General features: G+C 67.9%; 10 protein-coding genes. 7 read left to right on the top strand and 3 right to left on the bottom strand.

The annotated features are described in order from the left end of the window. The first annotated feature begins 550 nt into the window (after nucleotides 1-550). The 6 genes from JJQ90_RS26525 to JJQ90_RS26500 all read left to right on the top strand — a co-directional run bounded on the left by JJQ90_RS26525 (nucleotide 551) and on the right by JJQ90_RS26500 (nucleotide 7810). A complete protein-coding gene (locus tag JJQ90_RS26525) occupies nucleotides 551-1870 on the top strand; it encodes a UDP-glucose dehydrogenase family protein (protein WP_216879280.1) in 1320 nt (439 codons plus the stop codon). 299 nt (nucleotides 1871-2169) lie between these two features. Next, the gene (gene kdsA, locus JJQ90_RS26520) at nucleotides 2170-3027 is read left to right on the top strand and encodes a 3-deoxy-8-phosphooctulonate synthase (RefSeq protein ID WP_216879279.1); all 858 of its coding nucleotides are present in this window, start codon (nucleotides 2170-2172) and stop codon (nucleotides 3025-3027) included. Then, the gene (locus JJQ90_RS26515) at nucleotides 3024-3749 is read left to right on the top strand and encodes a 3-deoxy-manno-octulosonate cytidylyltransferase (protein WP_216879278.1); all 726 of its coding nucleotides are present in this window, start codon (nucleotides 3024-3026) and stop codon (nucleotides 3747-3749) included. Before kdsA ends, JJQ90_RS26515 begins: the two co-directional genes overlap by 4 nt. Beyond that, entirely contained in the window at nucleotides 3746-4723 is a 978-nt protein-coding gene (locus JJQ90_RS26510) for a KpsF/GutQ family sugar-phosphate isomerase (RefSeq protein ID WP_216879277.1), read from the top strand. The genes JJQ90_RS26515 and JJQ90_RS26510 overlap by 4 nt, the downstream gene beginning before the upstream one ends. Before the next feature lie 450 nt (nucleotides 4724-5173). Then, a complete protein-coding gene (locus tag JJQ90_RS26505) occupies nucleotides 5174-6040 on the top strand; it encodes a glycosyltransferase (protein ID WP_216879276.1) in 867 nt (288 codons plus the stop codon). 507 nt (nucleotides 6041-6547) lie between these two features. Further along, nucleotides 6548-7810 carry a hypothetical protein gene (locus JJQ90_RS26500; RefSeq protein WP_216879275.1) on the top strand — a complete coding sequence of 421 codons (1263 nt, stop codon included), beginning with the start codon at nucleotides 6548-6550 and terminating at the stop codon, nucleotides 7808-7810. Nucleotides 7811-9907: 2097 nt separating this feature from the next. On the opposite strand, the gene JJQ90_RS26495 is transcribed toward JJQ90_RS26500, so the two are convergent. The 3 genes from JJQ90_RS26495 to JJQ90_RS26485 are packed head-to-tail and all read right to left on the bottom strand — an operon-like array spanning nucleotide 9908 to nucleotide 17075. Continuing rightward, nucleotides 9908-12802, bottom strand: a complete 2895-nt coding sequence (locus JJQ90_RS26495; RefSeq protein WP_216879274.1) for a hypothetical protein — start codon at nucleotides 12800-12802, stop codon at nucleotides 9908-9910. Then, a complete protein-coding gene (locus tag JJQ90_RS26490; protein WP_216879273.1) occupies nucleotides 12799-14703 on the bottom strand; it encodes a glycosyltransferase in 1905 nt (634 codons plus the stop codon). Before JJQ90_RS26490 ends, JJQ90_RS26495 begins: the two co-directional genes overlap by 4 nt. Then, nucleotides 14697-17075: a glycosyltransferase family 29 protein gene (locus tag JJQ90_RS26485; RefSeq protein WP_216879272.1), complete on the bottom strand. Its 2379-nt coding sequence runs from the start codon at nucleotides 17073-17075 to the stop codon at nucleotides 14697-14699. Before JJQ90_RS26485 ends, JJQ90_RS26490 begins: the two co-directional genes overlap by 7 nt. 475 nt (nucleotides 17076-17550) lie before the next feature. Between JJQ90_RS26485 and JJQ90_RS26480 the strand changes: the two genes are divergently transcribed. Then, on the top strand, nucleotides 17551-18729 hold the full coding sequence (locus JJQ90_RS26480; RefSeq protein ID WP_216879271.1) for a tetratricopeptide repeat protein: 1179 nt from the start codon (nucleotides 17551-17553) through the stop codon (nucleotides 18727-18729). Nucleotides 18730-18806: the final 77 nt, after the last annotated feature.

Raw genomic sequence — 18806 nt, 5'->3', positions numbered from 1 at the left:
GAGTTGCGCTTGAGTTGCGCTTGAGTTGCGCTTGAGTTGCGCTTGAGTTGCGCTTGAGTTGCGCTTGAGTTGCGCTTGAGTTGCGCTTGAGTTGCGCAGGGTGGGCGCCGCGGCTCATGTGGTCAACGCGCCCCGTTTCAGACTGTGCCCGCCAAAACTGGCCGGATCGAAGCCCGTCGCCGCCGCGTGCCTAAGATGTCGCCGACCGACTGCAGCGAAAGCGGCGCGGTACCGATGCGGGGCAAGGCAGGGCGCTTGCCCGGCCTTGCCGGCCCTGGAGCCTCGGATCCGTCGGAACAGCGGCCCGGCCTCCAACCGCCGCTGTCATGCGCCACCGGGCAATGGGCAGAGTTCGGCAAGGTCATAGAGCAGGGGGATGCGATGCGCACCGCGGCGGCCTGGCTTCTTGGGCACCCGACGCGGCCATGATCACCGCAGGCAAACAGGTGCATGCGGGAAGCCGGACCTCACGTGATGCTGCACTGCGGCAGGTTTGATCGAGACGGTTACGCAGGGTAGACAACCGCTCCCTAACGCAACGGAGTGGCGCGTGCGGATAGCGATGATCGGGGCCGGATATGTCGGCCTGGTGTCAGGCGCCTGCTTCGCCGAGTTCGGCATGCAGGTCCATGTAATAGATGCCGATCCGTCCAAGATCACGGCGCTGCACGAAGGGCGGATCCCGATCTACGAGCCGGGCCTCGATGCCCTGGTGGCGGACAATGTCCGCGACGGCCGCCTGGAATTCGGCACGAGCCTGGATGCGGCGATGGCGGGCGCGGATGCGGTCTTCCTGGCCGTGGGCACCCCGTCCCGCCGCGGCGATGGGCATGCGGACCTCACCTATGTCTTCGCCGCCGCCGAGCAGGTGGCGAAGGCCGCCAAGGGCCCGATCGTGCTGGTGACGAAGTCCACCGTCCCGGTCGGCACCGGCCGCAAGATCAAGGAAATCGTCGCCCGCGTCCGCCCGGACCTCGAGATCTCCGTCGCCTCCAACCCGGAATTCCTGCGCGAAGGCAACGCCATCGGCGACTTCATGCGGCCGGACCGCGTCGTCGTCGGCACCGAGGATGGCCCGGTGGGGGAGCGGGCGCGCGAATTGCTGCGCCGCATCTACCGCCCGCTGTTCCTGATGGAGACGCCGATCGTCAACACCTCGCTGGAGACGGCGGAGCTGACGAAGTATGCAGCGAATGCCTTCCTGGCGATGAAGATCTCCTTCATCAACGAGATCGCGGACCTCTGCGAGCGCGTCGGCGCGGATGTGCATGACGTGGCGCGCGGGGTTGGGTTGGATGGCCGCATCGGACGCAAGTTCCTGCATCCTGGCCCGGGCTATGGCGGGTCCTGCTTCCCGAAGGACACGCTGGCTGTGGCCCGCACGGCGCGCGACTACGACAGCCCGCTGACGCTGATCGAGACGACGATTGCCATCAACGATGCGCGCAAGGGCCAGATGGCGGACCGCATCATCGCGGCCTGCGGCGGCAGTGTGGCGGGCAAGACCATCGCGGTGCTCGGCCTGGCCTTCAAGCCGGAAACCGACGACATGCGCGATGCGCCGTCCCTGGTGGTGGTGCCGAAGCTGGTGGAGGCCGGCGCCACGGTGCGGGCCTATGACCCGGTGGCGATGGGCCATGCCAAGGGCATGCTGCCGGAGGCGGTGGTCTATGCCAGCGGCGCGCTGGATGCGGCCGCCGGCGCCGATGCGCTGGTTGTTCTGACGGAGTGGAACGAGTTCCGTGCCTTGTCGCCGGAGAAGCTGAAGCAGACGATGCGCGGCACGGTGCTGGAGGACCTACGCAACATCTATGAGCCGGGGACGATGCGGGAAGCCGGCTTCAGCTACCGGTCCATCGGCCGACTTTAGCCGGCCGTCAGGGTAAGCGGGCGGCCATGGCAGGCCATTAGGGAACCAGCCAGACGAAGGCGCCACGCGTCCGACCGAGAGATGAAAGACCGCATCTGCAAACTCTGCTATCAGGCGCCTTATGCGTCATTCGTCGCGGATCACCGCGACGACGGTGCCCCGGACTGTCGCGGGAAATACTGCCGACAGGCTGGTGCCATATATCTGACACTAGCTTCGGCGGGTAGGGCGTTAGTTTTGCTTGCGATGCCGCGGCATTGCTCTGGGCGTTCTCAACATAGAAGTGTGGCTGGTATCGTATGATTGCTCATCAGATTTCGGTAGATATTGGGGGCGTCCGCCTTGGCAATCATCTGCCCATCGTCCTGATTGCTGGCCCCTGTCAGATGGAAAGCCGTGTCCACGCGCTGGAGACGGCCACCGCATTGAAGGAGATCGCCAGTCGGTTGGGGATCGGCCTGATCTACAAAACCAGCTTCGACAAGGCGAACCGCACCTCAGCCGACGCCGCGCGCGGCGTCGGCATGGCCGCTGCTCTGCCTGTTTTCGCCGAGATCCGCGAAAGTCTGAACCTGCCGGTGCTTACCGATGTGCACGATGCCGCCCAATGCGCACCGCTGGCTGAGGTGGTAGACGTGCTACAGATCCCGGCCTTCCTCTGTCGACAGACTGATCTGCTGCTGGCCGCGGCGGCGACCGGGCGGGCGGTGAACGTCAAGAAGGGCCAGTTCCTGGCGCCATGGGACATGAAGAACGTCGCCGCCAAGCTGACCGGCGCTGGCAATTCGCGCGTGATGCTGACCGAGCGCGGCGCCTCCTTCGGCTACAACACCCTGGTCTCCGACATGCGCTCCCTGCCCATCATGGCGCGCGACACCGGCCTGCCGGTGATCTTCGACGCCACCCATTCGGTGCAGCAGCCCGGCGGTCAGGGCACCTCCTCCGGTGGCCAGCGGGAATTCGTTGAGACGCTGGCCCGCGCCGCGGTCGCGGTCGGTGTGGCGGGCTTGTTCATCGAGACGCATGAGGACCCGGACAACGCGCCATCCGATGGCCCCAACATGGTACCAATGGGGAAGTTCGAAGCATTGCTGCGCCGGTTGATGGCGATCGATTGCTTGGTGAAGGCTTTCCCGGCAGACCCGATCATCGCATGAATCCGATCGTCCTGATTCCGGCCCGCCTTTCGGCGAGCCGGCTGCCCGGCAAGCCGCTGGCCGACATCCACGGCACGCCGATGATCGTGCATGTCTGGCGCCGCGCCATCGAAGCCGCGATAGGCGAGGTCGTGGTCGCGACGGATGCAAGCGAGATCGCCCAGGCCATCCAGCAGGTGGGCGGCAGGGTGCAGATGACCCGCATCGACCACCCCTCGGGTTCCGACCGCATCCATGAAGCGTTGCAAGCCATCGACCCTGACGAGCGGCATGACGTGGTGATCAATCTTCAGGGTGATCTGCCAACCATCGCCCCCGCAGCCATCCGCGCTGTGCTGACGCCTCTGCACAACCCGGCGGTGGATCTCGCGACCCTGGTCGCCGAGATTCATCGGGATGATGAGCGCACCGCCCCCTCCGTCGTGAAGATGGTCGGCTCCGGTTTGGCACCAGGTCATTTCCACTGCCTGTACTTCACTCGCGCCACGGCGCCCTGGGGTGACGGGCCGTTGTATCACCACATCGGGCTGTATGGCTGGCGTCGGAGTTCGCTCGACCGCTTCGTCACACTGCCGCCGTCCCCGCTCGAGCTGCGTGAGAAGCTGGAGCAGCTTCGCGCGCTAGAGGCTGGCATGCGGATCGAGGCAATCGCCGTGGCGGATGTGCCGCTTGGTGTCGACACGCCCGCCGACCTGCAGCGCGCACGTGACATGCTGGCATGACCGACGATTTGCGTCGCGAGGCCATGATCAGGACCCTTACCCTGGAGGTGGAGGGCCTGCAGGAGTTGCGGCGGGCCCTGGAAGGGCCCCTGGGCGGTAAAGCGATCGAGGCGGTCTCGCTGATCCTGGCACGACCAGGCCGGCTGATTGTTACCGGCATGGGCAAGTCTGGTCATGTCGGCCGGAAGATCGCCTCCACCCTGGCCTCCACCGGCACGCCGGCGATGTTCGTGCATCCCGCCGAGGCCAGCCACGGCGACCTCGGCATGATCACCCGGCAGGATGCCGTGCTGGCCTTGTCCTGGTCGGGGGAGGCGCCGGAGCTTGCCGACGTCATCGCCTATGCCCGCCGTTTCGACGTGCCGCTGATCGCCATCTCATCGCGGCCGGACAGCGCGCTTGGCAGTGCCGCCGACATCCTGCTGACGCTGCCACGCATGCCCGAGGCCTGCCCGAACGGCCTGGCCCCAACCACCAGCACGACCATGCAATTGGCCATGGGCGATGCGCTGGCGATCTGCCTGCTGCAGGCGCGGGGCTTTTCGCCTGCGGATTTCCGGGCTTTTCACCCTGGCGGCAAGCTCGGGGCGCAGCTGATGCGGGCGCGGGACCTGATGCATGGTGGCGACGAGATCCCCAGCGTCACCATGGCGGCGACACTGGGCGAGGCGATCATGGAAATGACGTCCCGCCGCTTCGGCATCACAGGCGTGGTGGACCAGGATGGCTGCCTGGCGGGCGTTCTGACCGACGGTGACCTGCGGCGTGCCTTCCAGAGCAGATTCGACCTGACTGTGCCCGTGGCGGAGGTCATGACTCGCGCACCGCGCACCACCTCGCCCCAGGCCTTGGCCGCCGAGCTGCTCGGCATGATGAACGAGTACAGCATCACCAGCGTCTTCGTGGTGGAGGACGACCGCCGGCCGGTGGGAATTCTGCACTTGCACGACCTGTTGCGCGCCGGCGTGCTCTGATGTCCTTGGCAACGACATTTGGATGCGGTCCCAGACTTTGCTGGTGCTGAACCGCGCATAGGCTGTGAACGGCCTGGTCCCGAATGGGCGGCTGCCTTGGGTTGGTGGGCAACAGCTACGGGCGCATCTCCAGCAGCCCCATCATCTGCGCCTGCCGGAGTGTAGATGACCTTGTAGCGCGGCACGCGTTGTAAGCGGCGCGACGGCTCGGGATTTTCCGTGCGACGTTTTGGATGCGGGAGCTGGACATGGCCGTGGATTGACCGGTCGTCTTTCAGGCCGCTCGGGGTCCGGACGTCTCTCAGCCGCCTTCCGCGCCATCGAGCCCCATCACCCAATATGGCTACAATACTGCCGGGCTTTTGCGGTGAACACGGGATTGGCAGGGACAGGCTGCCAGACGATCATGCTTGGCCGCCGCGGCAAAATGGAAAGGGAATTGGTCCGGTCATGGAAGATACATCGCCGAATCCCCCCCCGCGCCCAGCCCGCCGCGCCTTCGTAAGTTGCGTCACCGACAACTTCATCGGCTTCGGTGGTGTCTTTTTATACAGCCTGGTTTTGTCCAAATCCATCCCCGTCAATACCGACGTCATCCTTCTGACACATCCACTCTACGCTCCGCTGAATGACAAGAACCGCGATCTGCTTATACGGATCTATCCTTCACTGATCTTCGAGGAAGCCAACGCCGACTTTCTGGATGATGATCTGTCGAAACGATGGAGTGGCGGCAAGATCGTCAAGAAAGGGATCGACGCCGGCCTTCCCAACAAGAGAAGCGTCTATCTGAAGCTCTGTCTTCTCAGGATGGAGCGTTACGAAGCGCTAATGTGGATCGATTCGGACTTCATGGTTCTGCGCGGCGTAGGCGGTGTGTTTCGGCTGCCCTTTAGCTTGGCGATGGTAGCGGCTGGACCTTCACGCCATAGCTTCGGCGTTGATTTCGGTGCTTCCCGCGCACCAATCAACTCCGGCTTCATGCTGATCAAGAAGCCCCATATCGGCATGGTCTGGTTCGAAAAGGCCGTCTCCTTGCTGCGGGAAAAAAATCACACCAGTATCCAGGACCAGTCTCTCCTGCAATATCTATGGAAGGACTCCAACGTATTTTACCTTCCGCACACCTATAACTGGAAGTTGCAGGAAAATGCCTCGACGGCATTCTGCAAGGAAGCTCTGCAGAATGCCCGGGCTATCCACTTCGTGGGAACCACGAAGTGGCGCCTGCTGCAGCCAAGCGACGGAAACCCCTTATACGAGCGGTTTCATGAACTCCGGCAAATGGCCGGCATTCCCCTGATCATGTCGGGCTGAGCGCCCACCAACCATCCGAAGGCCGGCGTGCGAGGCCGGCTTCCGCTGTCGCCATTGGCCCGCCTGCGGCAGGCCAGGGGCTATGAGCGTCCGTGGACCTCTTCCAACCGGACGATGTCGTCCTCGCTCAGATAGGCGCCCCTGTTCTTCAGTCGGTGGACGCAGCCAAGCGGAAGGAAAACCCCTTCGGGGCACGACCTATCGCGGCAGCCGGTCAAGGCTGGTCCCAACGGAAGCAGGATGCTGGCCGTGGCAGGAGCGGCTGGCAAACAGCGCCCCGGAAAAGGAAATATTTCCTTGACATCGGTGATTAAATAGGTATTTAGGCATCATCACGCGGCGGCAGCGCAACAAGAGTCCCCTACCCTCCAGGCCGCCGCACCATGAAGCCGGCCTGCCCCTTCGGAGGGGGCACCATCCGGATGCGCTCCGACAATCAACATCGAAGGGACATCATCCCATGCTGCTTGCCGCACAGACCCGCAACGATGCAGGGAAGCCCCAGGCATGACCATGACAATGGCTCCTATGCTGGGCATGTTGGGCGAGGCCGGCACCCGGCTGGTCAGCCCCTCGGTTCTTCGCGACTTTGCGCCGCTGCAACGCGCGCAGGTCACGGCGAATACGAGCTCGCTTGGTGCGGATGGCATGAGTTGGCTCGAGTACGGGGCGGATGTGCCGCGCTTCAGCGGCTCCGCACGCCGCCTGCTGATCGAGGGGCAGCGGACCAACGGGATCCGCAACCCACGTGCGCAGGGCGCTGCCATTGGCTCCCCCGGCACCGCGCCGACGCATTGGGTCATCAGCGGCACCGGCAGCGGCATCACGCGCCAAATCATGGATACCGGAACCGAAAATGGCCTGGCTTGGATCGACCTGCGCTTCAGCGGCACGAACAGCGCCGGTAGCACGCTGCAACTCAGCATTTCGCCAGAAGCCGGCACAGCCAACGCCGCATCGCCTGGTGAAACCTGGACATCAAGCAGTTTCGTCAGGCTGGTGGGCGGCTCCCTTACTGGCCTGACCTCGGTCGCGCAGGTGATGCGGGCGCGCGATGCAGGCGGTGTGTCCATCGGCGTTGAGAGCATTGCCATGGTACCGACCGGCGCCAGCCTTGGCAGCCAGCGATGGCACGCCACGCTCACCATGCCGGCGCTGGCTGCCTTTGCCCATTCCGAGGTGCTGCTCACCATCCCGGCCGCGGGCACCATCGACGTAACGTTGCGGGTCGCCTGCCCGCAGCAGGAACTCGCACCATTCGTCTCCAGCCCAATCCTGCCCCTGGTCGGCTCGCCAGGGGCCAGCACGCGCGGCATGGACCTGGTCAGTACGCCCCTGGCGAGCCTGGGCGTTGCTGGCCCATGCACGGTGCTGTGGGCTGGGCAAATACCGGCCCTTTCTGGTGAAGCCTACCTGTTTCATCTCGACGATGGCGGGAACACCAACCGCATCGCCATGCCTGTGCAAGCCAGCGGGGCAGTGCGGGTGCGTAGCCCCGGCACGACCCTCAAGGCCAATGCCGGAACGATCACGGCGGGGGTACCCTTCGCTGTCGGGCTGAGTGTGGACGGTACCGGCAGCGGATCGGTGCTGCTGCGTGGGGACAGCATTCAGCCGCTGGTCGCCTTGAGCACCGATCTGACAACGCTGCGTCTGGGGTCTTCAGCAACCGGGACGAACAACCTGTTCGGCGAAATCCGGCATCTGCGCGTCCTGCCATTCGCCATGACCGGCAGCCAGATGGAGGCAGCCCTGACGGCGCTCGACTGATACCAGCGGACCGGTCTCCTGACCGGTCCGAGCGGCCGAACGGCAGCGGCCGCAGGCGTGCCTACGGCACGACCGTGTGGGGGCGGCCCGGAGCGGTCACGCGATAGGGCCGTCGGTATGAGGTCACGCGGACCGTAGTACGACGGCATGACGACGCTGCGACGGCACCTCTCCGCGTCGTTCAGAACCCGATCTGCCGCAGTCTTGCCTGCAGGTGCTCGGCGCAGGCCTGCGGGCTGCGGCCTGTCGGCGGTGTTTCGACCGTGGCAGCCCCAGCCTGCGCCAGATCCCGCATTGCATCCGCCGCGCCCTCCGTGCCTGCTTCCAGGGCCAGTTGTGCGGCAACCATGCGATCAAGCGGATCTTCGCCGCCGCCGCGCTCCCGCCACAGCGATGGCTCCCGCGCAGGGGCGATTGGCAGCATCTGGGCGCGGAGCAGGGCCGCGGTAAGGGCTGCGTCAGGCGGCGGCAGTATCGCCAGCGGATGGCTGTGCAGTGAAATCGCCTCCAGCCCCGGAGAGTCTTCGCCGACGACCAGATCTTGCAGCACCAAACCCCGGCTGGTCGCGGATGGCTGCTGCACCTGCCGCAGCAGCCGGTGGCGCAGCGGCTGTTCCGCAGCGTCGAGGCCATCGGGAAGGGGCGCTTCCAGCACCTCCAGCCCATGGCCACGTAGTCGCCGGAATAACGCTGCGGGCGCGGCCGGATCCAGTGCCACCACAGGCCGGTGGTCGAGCAACGCCCAGACCACGGCGCGGCGTAGCAGAATCTCGCCCAAGGTCTGCCAGGCCAGGCCGATGTCGGTGGCGGCCGAAAGCTCCACCAGTCGCTGCGCACGGCGGCGGGGTCGTACCGGGCGGAAGGCGGCCAGGAAGGCAGGACTGACCTTCGGCGGGCAGCGGTCCTTGGAATGCCGATAGGGTGCCATCGCCTGCACCGCAGGGTCGAGCAGGCCGACCAGGCCACGCGCCAGCAGCGCCACCGCCAATTCGCTCCAGATCGAGCCGAGGCGGCCTTCCTGCCAGGGACCGCACTCCGCCAGCGCCGCCAGCAGCACCGGCGCAGGGAAGGCGATCACGCCGGGGCTGCCAATCTCCGCCACCAGAAGATCCAGTGCCGGCGGCGGCCGGATCGCCGCAATCCTGTCGCCCTCCCCATCGCCGATCATGCGATAGCCGCCGCCCACCACCATGCCGTCCGGCATCATCGTCACTGCCGCGGCGAAGCCGGCGCAAGCATTGGTGCGCAGCGTTGCCACCAGGCGTGCGGCCTGCGCCGGCGACAGGGCTGTGCCGCTTTCGCACAGCAGAAGATAGGCCTGCGGGTGATCCTGCGCGGCCTTGGTCAGCATGCGCTGGATTTCGGCATCCTGCTCCGCCAGTGCCGGTGGCATGGCCACGGGGATCAGGTCCGGGGGCAGCGCAATGTCTTCGGCCACAGCATCGGCCGCCTCTGCCTGCACCTGCTGCGGGGCGTGCAGCCGTCCGACCACGGTGGCGCCGCCGGTCTTGTCGTGCCCGCCGCCAAGCCGCACCGGTGATCCGTTGAGCGGCGCGCCATTGGCCATCAGCCGGACCACGATTTCCTCATCGCGGTGCAGGGCGTTGCCGAGAATGCAGAAGGCAAAGCCCTGGTGACCGTCGCCGACGCCGAGCTGCTTGAGGTCGGCGCGGTAGATGTCGGCGCGCGCCAGCGCGACGATCCGGCCTTCGGTCTCGAGGCCGATCTGCACGCGCTGCCGCGGCTTCCGCCAATCCACGGCCCAGCCCCGCACCGTCACCTGGTCCTGCAGGCGTTCGACGTGGTCGATGAAGCCGACCAGCGTGCCGAAGGAGATCCAGAAACCGATCGGCAATGGGCAGGGTGCGGACAGCTTCGCGCCGTCGGTGCCGACGAACTCTGCCGTGGTGTCACCCTTGGCGATCAGCTCCTCAGGCAAGGAGAACATGGCTCCGCTAGGTCCGGCCGGGGTCCAGGGCTGCGGCGTGCCCCCCACCATCAGCACGGCACCGCGCGGCAGTGGCGCGGGCGCGATGCTGAGCGTAACCCGCTGCAGCCAGCGCTTTTCGATGACGGCTGTCGGCAATACCGTTTCGCTCATGGAACCCTTCTGATCTGCACCGGGCCGAACAATCGCCTTCGCCTCATCGCGCCGCGGAGCAGGCTCAGGGTGAAAGTGCAGGAACGTCCCGCCAGCCCTTTGGGCATGGGAAAGGCAGCCGTCCAATCGCCGCCCGGCGGCAGGTCCGCCAATAGCGGCAGTGTATGGCGCACCAAGGCGGCGCCCGGGTCACCGCTGTGGAAGGCCATGTCGAGATGGGTTGCGCCACACCCGGACCGACCAGCCCGGAGCCAAGTGTGGGGGCTGCGGTTGAACAGGTGAAGCGTAACGGTGCTGCCCTCACCCGAGGTGCCGAAATAGGCGCGGATTTCGAGATCCGTTGCGTCCTCCTCCGGCTGGTTACCGACCGCCAGGCTGGCCTGCCCGGCAAGGAAGGCCGCAGCCGCCTGCCGCGGCACGTCCGCCATCGCGGCGAGCAGCGCGGCCGTGCTGCCTTCGGCAGCCGGCGCCCGCAGCACGCCCGCTTCGCCACCGCCGGCCAGCGCCGCGGCCAACGCCGCGTCCAGTCCCAGCACTGGCGGCGCTGTCCCCTGGGACGCGAAGCCGGCCGGCTGGGCCAGCAGCAGCGGCAGGCCCAACGCCGAAGCATGCGACAGCGCTGGCGGGAAGCCGGATGCGGAGCCCATCAGGATGCAGACCTCAAGGGCCGCCATAACCTCCGCCGAGGGGTTCGCCACCGGCACCGTCTCGGCGGAGGCAATGCCGGCCGCCTCCGCCTCGGCAGGCCCTGCCTGGCCACCCAGGGGGAGCACCAGCAGGTCGAGCCGCTGGCGATCCCCGGCCGGCAATGCCCAGACCGCATCGGCCACCAGGTCGAGCGTGGCGCGGTCCGCCTCTGCGACCAGCAGGCCGATGGTGCGCCGCGCATCGGCGTGTGCAGGCCGCAGGCAGAGGGCGTGCCAGGCCGCCGGCGGTGCCTCGGCAACCCGCAGCGGCAGCCCCGGCAGGGCCACCCGCAGCGCATCGGCAACACCCAGATCGGTGGCGATCGCGGTGCCGCCGGCGGCACCCAGCCGATGCAGCAGGTCGCGCGCCCGTGCGCCGCCAGACGGCCAGCCGGGCACCGCCACGAAGACATGCTTCTCGCCGCCCCGGGCCATGGCGAGCAGCCGCGGCATCAGCATCTCCCCGCCCTGCAGCAAGTCGGGTAGCCCGATCAGCAGCGCCCCGCCGCCTGGCGTCTCTCCCAGCACGCTGAGCAGCCCCGTCGCGACCGAAAGCGGCAATCGCTGGGCCGCTGACACCTGGTCGAGCAGGCCGCCAAAGCCATCCCGGACATGGCCCTCGCCAAGGATGAAAAGGGTGGACTGCAGCATGAGGGCGGCCTTGATCTGATCCTGCGCCGTTGCCGGCAGTCCAACCAACATCCCCTCCGCCGCCATTGCCAGCAAGTCGCCCAGCCGCGGACCTGTCGCCTGAACCAGCGCAGCAAGGGCGGCCGGATGCAGCGTGCCGGGGGCAGGCTGCCAGCGCACCGGCACATTTGGAAAAGCATGCTGCAGCGCCGCCACTTGTCCGGCCAGGCCAGGTAGCGCTGGGCGCAGCAGGCATGTCGGGCCATCCTCGGTGTCGCAGCGGAGCCGCCCCTCGCCATCCGGCACCGCCAGTATGTCGCCCGATGCCCCGCCTGATACGCCACCCGGTGCCGCTGCCGCAGGATCGGTGACGAGCCTGATCTCACGCGGGTCGGGCCGCGGCCAGCGCAGCGCCTCGCGCGGGTCGAGCGGGCTGCCATGCAGCGGCAGGCCGCTGGCCACGTCGGTAAACCGCCAGGGCGGCGGGCCAACCCGTTCGGCCAGCCAGGCCAGGTCGAGGATCCGCCCATGCCGGCCATCGCCGAGGCAGGCGAGTTCCAGCTCATGCACCTTCTGGTCCGGCCGCAACCGCTCCCGCAGCCCTGCCGCGCCTTCGATCAGGATGCTGCGCCAGGCCGTCGGCTGTTCCGGCCGCCAGGCCCAGAGCAACGCCCGGCGCACGTCGAGCTGGGCTACGCCACCGGCCAAGCCAGGCTCAGCGGATCCAGCCTGGGGTTCAGCGGCCGGCATCTGCCCAAAAGGCGCCCCGCACAGCATCCGGAGGCGTGATTCGAAGCTGGCCGGGGCCGGACCCGCCGAGGCCCCAGGCCGGGCGGATGGCGACGCCAGCGGCAGCAACTTCGCCATGTAGGATCTTGGGCTGAGGCAGCTGATCCGCGCCAACGGGAAGGCCACCCGCAACGCCGTCAGAAAGCCAAGGTCGGTCTCCAGCCCATGTTGTGCCGCCTCGTAGCCGCCCGAGAGATGAACGGGCGCGGTCATGTCGCGGATGAAGTCGGGCACGGCATGCACATAGCGCTGGTCGGCCTGGTACAGGTCCATGCCGGCGATGCGGATGTCCCGGAAGCCGAAGGCCAGCATCGTCGCCACCGCCTGCAGCCCCTGGGTCGGCAGCATGGGCCGCACCCGCTCTCGCGGCGCGGCCAGGAAGCCGGCGATGATCGGCTCGGCGCGCAGCAGGTCGAAATGCGACATGCGCGGTTGCAGCTGGCGCGTCAGCTCCGCGGCCTCCGTCCGGAACGGCGGCAGGGTTTCGCGCGCCACGTCGACCGGAGTGAAGAATGTGCCGAACTCATAGACCTGCTCGGCGATCGCCGCCTGGAAGCCCAATTGCAGCCAGCGCCGCGCCACCGCCCAGAAGATGCCATCGACCCGGCGGCCGTAGCGCCGCGTATCCTCGAAGAAGAAGGCATTGGTGCGGACGATCACAGCCTCCTCTGGCACCGCGCCTGCCGGCAGGTCGGCGGCCGAGGGGCCGTTGCCCACCACCACGACCGGCCGCCCGAGGCGTGCCGCCTCCGACCATGCCGCCGCACCGCGCAAGGGCTCGATCATGCGGCGGCGGGGACCGGCCGGCCCGTGGCGCCAGCCATCAGTGCGGCCAGGATCCGCTGCGCCAGGCCGACCGGGGAGGCGAGATCCTGCCCCCGCGCGGCGATCACCGCAGGATCGGCCGGTCGGGCCAGTGCCGCCTGCAGTGCTGCCAGCGCGGCCTCGGGGGTGTAGTCGGCAAAGACGGCGCAGCCCGGCAGGCCGGCCACCGCCTCGGCCGCGCCAGTCTCGGCATAGGCGACCACCCGCTTGCCGAGCGCCAGCGCCTCGATCACCGATAGCGGCATCGGATCATCGGCCGAGGACAGCAACAGCAGGTCCATCGCCGCCAGCTCCGCCGCCAACGCCGCCCCCTCGAGCCGCCCGGCCCAGCGCACGGCCGGGCTGGGCGGTGGCATGCCCGGTTCCTGCACGTCATGGCCGATCCAACTGAAATCCCAGGGCAACGCCAACCTGGCCGCACGTTCCGCCACAGCGCCGAACAGGGCAGGGCCCTTGCGCACCTGCACGGTGCCGAGCATTGCGATAGCCGTGTGCGCACCGGCCGGGGCCGGCAGCAGCGTCTCGGCCGCGCGCGGCACTTCCGTCGCATTGCCGACCACGACGCAGCGCGTGGCACCATATTGCCCGGCCAGCAGCCGGGCCTGGGCGGCGGAGACGCACAGCAGCAGCGCCGTGGGCAGGCGCCGGGCGAAACCCTGCCATAGATCCGGCGCCGTCTGCCGGAAGCGCTCCAGCGTCCACGCGGTCTCATGCAGGTAGATGGCGCGCCGCGCCGGCGCGATGGCGTCGTAGACCCGCAGCGCCGCCTCGCCACGCTCAAACATGCCGGCCGAGTTGAATAGCACCGCGGCCTCCGGCGGGATGGCGCGCAGGACCGGCCGGGGATCCGCCTCCGGGCCGATTGGCAGACAACGTACGGGGATACCGGCGGCGCGCAGCACCTCCGCCATGCGGAGCGCCGGGCGGGCCAGGCCGGTGCGCTCGGACCAGTCATGCGAGACGATGACGAGGCCGCCGCGCGGCATCGCGAGGCCATCCAGCCGCAGCGCCGTGCGGGCTGGCGCGGCGGTTGGCATGCCACAAGGCTGGCCCACCGCGTCGACCCCCGCCAGGACCAGCTGGGCCAGCAGTCGCGCCAGTGGTTCGCCCCCGGCAAGCGGCAGTAGCCGCGCCGGGCATCCCGTGGGCGAATCACGGTCTGCCGCCAAGCGGGGGAGCAACGCCGCGGCCCGGACCGGCCCGTCAGCGATGGCCAGGCCCTGCGATATGTCGTCGTCCCGGTACCCGGGCGCGAGCAGCAGCGTCTTCCACCCCATCCGCAGCGCCTCGGCCGCATCGGCCGGGCGGGCCGTCACCAGGATCGGCGGCTCACGACCCTTGAGCGGGAGGTTCAGGCCAGCAGTCCGCAGTTCGGGGGCCTGCAGACCGGGATCGAGCACCACTTGGCCAGGCCGAGCCGGCCGGCGCAACCGCGACCAGGCCCAGGACCCCACGCCGGGCTGGCCGATCGCCACCCGTCGCGGTGCTGCCGGGCCGGCCTGGCGTGCCACGGCTGCGGCATCCGCCGGACTTGCCAGAACCAGCAGGTCAGGCGCGCTGGCGCCCCAGGCCGGCGCCTGGGTTGTGTCCAGCGACGCCAGGCCGAAGACGTTGCGCGGCAACCCGGCCGTGGCCTGCGCCAGCACCACGGGCAGATCGGCGGCACGCGCCTCGGCGATGCGCGCGCGCGCGATGGCGCTGCGGTCATCGAACAGGATCAGCCCGGCGACCGGCTCGGCCGCCGCAGCCTCCCCCAGATGCAGGAGTGCGGGCACATCGGGCGGCAGCAGCGCCTCGGTCGCGTCGACCGCCACTGTGGCGTCCCGCGCCAGAACGGCCCAGGGCAGTGGCGCAGCTACCATCGGTGCACACGCCCGGCGGGAACCAGGATCTCATCGACCAGCCGCCGCTCGAAATCGACCGCATGCACCTCGCCCACCTGTAGCGGCCGGCCGGTGCTGAAGTAATGACCGCCATGGCGCACAAAGAAATCGAAGCCGGCTACGGCCACAGGGCTCTCCAGCGCAAAGGCGAGCGTCGTGACCATGCGAAAGCCCGTGGTTGGCTTTGGGTAAACCAAGTCATTGCTGAAGCGGTGCATATCCGGCGGCAGGAAGGTGCTGCCGGATGGCGCTGGCACGCCGAGCCGGCCGGCACAGAACAGCGCCATCGGCGGCAGGTGCTGCGCCTCAGGCTGGTACAGCCAGGCATGCTCCGGCCGCAGCCCGGGATCCGGCTCACCCAGCCGGTTGGCGGAAGAGAACCACAAGGTGGTGCGACCCCCGGTATCGGTCTCGAACCCCCCGATCCGCGCATCGTTCAGCCGCACCACACTGCCCGCCGCGTCGATCCGCGCCCCGTCGTTTCGGCCAATCAGTTCCGGTGAATTTCCGACAATGACGGTCTGGCCGGCCTCCATCTTCTGCAGAACCGCCTCGGCGCCCTGCAGGGCGGCGGCGTGTTCGGGAGAGGGGTGCGGGACAGGCTGGCCGGACAGCAGCATCAGGCCGGGATCGGCCCGCCAGGTGGCGCGTGCCTCTGCAAGCTGCGCGCGCGTCGTCCGGTGCAGCGCGGCCACCGCCTCGGCCAGGGCCATCTGGCCTGCCGCCTCGCCGCGCAACCAGGCATCGAGCAGGCCGAACAGCAGGTCATGTGGGGTACCAGGGCGGCGATAGGCCTCGATCGCCGCGGCCAGCCCGGATCGATCATCCTGCATCCACAAGCAGCGTAGCAGGCCCGGCAACGCATCCGCCGGCGCATCCGGGCGGGCGGCGATGGCACCCCATGCGAGGGCCGCGGCCGCGTAGTCGCGCCGGCGTTCCGCGGCCTGGGCCAGCTTGATGGCGAAGCGCGGTTCCGCCGGATGGCGCGCATGGGCCTGCGCCGCGGCGGCCTCCGCCGCCACGTCCTGGCCGGCGCCGAACAGCCAGATGATGCGGTCATGCCGGTCGGAGGCACCAGCATCGGGCTGCGCGCAGACCGCCTCCCACGCGGCCAGCACCTCATCCACCCGGCCCTCCGCATGCAGCACCCTGGCCTCCGCGCGCAGCGCGGCGGTGCTGGCGCCGAGCCTCCGGGCGCGGCGCACCGCATCCCAGGCGCGGCCGAAGTCACGTTCATCGATGGCACCGAAGACGCATTCGACGGCAGCCGGGGCGGAACGCGGCGCAACCTCCTCCAGCCGATGGCAGGCGGCGAACCATTCCTCCCACATCCAGGCACGGCGCAGCAGGCGGGCGGTGGCGACCCCGGTGCGCGGGTCATGTGGCGCGGCGGCGACCATCCGCGCCGTCAGGTCACGCAACCCCTGATGGTCCAGCGTGTCGGCCAGCGCCTCGCCCAGTTCGGTGGCGCCGGCCAGGTCGCCGTTGCCTGCCGCCTCGGCCGCGGCGCGGCGAGGCCAGGGGGAAACGGGCGGCGCCGGCGGTGGCGCGGCTGTGGGGTTGGCCAGGCTTGGCGCACCGGCGCGCCGCAGCAGGCCGAGCAACCCAGGCCTGAAGGCCGCATCGCCCCCCAGCCGGCCCTCAGCCCGAAGCCGCAGGAGCAGCCCCAGATAGGCGCCGAGGCGTGGTTCCAGCGCTGTCAGGCAGGCATCGGCCAAGGCGGGCACATCCGTGGTCTCGGCGATGCGGCCGAGCAGCGGCAGGATGGCGGCATCGGCCGGCAGCTTCGGCACCAGCATGACCAACGCCGCGACGCCGCCCGCGGCATGCAGGCGGCCGAGGATGGGCAGTGGATCCTTCGCCAGCAGGGACAGCAGGGCCGGCGGCACCGCGGCAGTGGCAGGCAACGGCAGGCCCAATTCGGCGAGATCCCGGATCAGGCCGAAAATCCGCGTCGGCCCGAGTAACCGGGCCGCGACAGGGCCGTTGAAGGCGGCGAGGATGGCGGCGGGCAAGTCGCTGCCGAAGGCCGCCGCAGTGCGGTCCGGCCAGGTGCTGGCGAGCAACAGGCCCAGCCCCTCCGGCGCACCGGCAAGGCTGTCCCGAATGTCCATTCGGGCGGCGAGGCTGCGGGTCGCAGCAGTCAGATTCGCCACCGTCTCGGGGTGGTCGCCAAGACCGCTGGGGGCCAGTCGCAGGAAGCGCTCGGCCCCGCGCAGGAAAGCGAGCGCCGCCTCCGGCCCGAGGCCCGGAGCCTCCTGCACCAAGCGGGAGGCGATGGCGTTCGCCAGCGGCGCCTGCTGTGGTGAGTCCAGCATCGGCAAGGCATCGCGCAGGAACAGCGTATCCAACACATCAGCGAGTGGCTCGGTACGACCCCAGTCTGGGTCCCCGGCGCAGGCCAGATGCCGGGCCGCATGGAACCGCCAATGCACAAGGGCCAAGCGGGGGCCACGCTCCAACCACTCGGACGCGGCGTCGGCGGGACGATTCTCCAGCGCCGGGAGATTGGCTCGCAAAGCATTGAAATCTTTGCGAGATGGATGCGCTGCTAGTGCCTCCTCAAGCAGTTCCCGCAATGCTAGAGGTCGTCCGGCGTTGCGAAGGGCCCTGAGTTCTTTGGCGTAAGATTCTGCGGGGCGGGATGCGCGAAGAGAGGATGCCATTGCTTTACATCAGTCGCACGGATAACCCTGTTCGTGGAAGAGTGGGCTAACCGCGAGTACAAAGGGACTAGCTCCAGCACCAAGATCCCGAGGATGGTGAACGCTCGATGCTGAGACACGCAGGACCGGCTGACAGCGCCCCTCCGGCGCTTGCTGCGACATGAGTGAATTCAATATTCCAGATGCTCTGGAGGTCCGAGAATTCAGTCCTGGGGCGCCAGTTATCATTGCATTCACATCGGTCAATTCGAATGGCTTCTCATTTTACAAGAATCTCGAGAAGCTGCCGTTTTCCCGGGTTTATGTAAGGGATCCGTTCGACTGCTGGTTCCAGCGTGGCGTTGGCAAGGGCGTCGACTCCCCTGAGGCGTTGGTCGAGCATCTCAGCCGCGTGCTGGCGAGGCTGCGACCGCTGCGCCGCGTGACCATGGGATCCTCCATGGGCGGCTATGCGGCCCTGTTGTTCGGGCACCTGCTGCGCGTCGATTCCGTGTTCGCGATGTCGCCACAAACCATCATAGACCGCCGCCTGCCGCACACGCCGTCGGAGGACTTTTCCGATCGTCCGTATTTCGACCTGGCACCGCTGCTCCGGATCAAGAACCGGCACCGACCGGCCACCCATATTCTGTTCGGGTCGGACGACATCGTCGATGTCTGGAACGCAACCCGCGTGGTGACGATGCCAGAAGATGGCCAGTACCCGGTCGCGGGCCGCGACCATCTGGCTTCGACCTTGATTGCCGGGAACGGCGATCTTGCTGCGGCCCTTACAGGTTTGGCGACAGGGCGCCCTTTCAAGATCAGTGCTCCGCTGGATCATCGATGCGAGGTGCCGCGCATCAAATCGATCATCGACCGGCTGACCCGGGCTCTATTTTTGGATGAGAAGGACTTGGAACCCCAGGAGTGGGCGGAGCGGTTACGCAGGATCGAGCCAGGCTGGGCTGTGCCGCATGATGTACTGGCTGTGCTTGCCAAGCGTCGCAGCGATCTGGCCACCGCCGAGATCTCCGCCAGCCGCGCCGCCGCTCTGGCACCACATTCAATCACCCTGCAAACTTCCCACGCCGAGCTTCTGATGCGGCTGGGGCGGGAAGAAGAAGCAACTGACGCTTTCGAACGTTGCTTGAAAATTCGACCGAAGCACTACGCAGCCCTGTGTGCGCTGGGCATGCTGCGAGCACGGGCCGGTGATCGGGACCGAGCGATGGGACATCTGGATCTGGCAATTTCAATACGCCCTCGCCTCGCCCGGGCCGTGGCGCTAAAGGAGGCAATCGTGAGCGGTAAACGCCCATCGATGCCCGCCATCGAAGAGCAACCAGAGGATATGTAAGTATCCGAGGTTGACACCATCTGGATTAAACATAAAAATAGTGCCGCGCAAGCAACACGTAACGCTTTAATCCCTGG

Origin of the sequence: Falsiroseomonas oleicola, from assembly GCF_019029495.1 — a bacterium.
GTDB lineage: Bacteria > Pseudomonadota > Alphaproteobacteria > Acetobacterales > Acetobacteraceae > Falsiroseomonas > Falsiroseomonas oleicola.
This window is presented reverse-complemented; position numbering and strand designations above follow the sequence as displayed.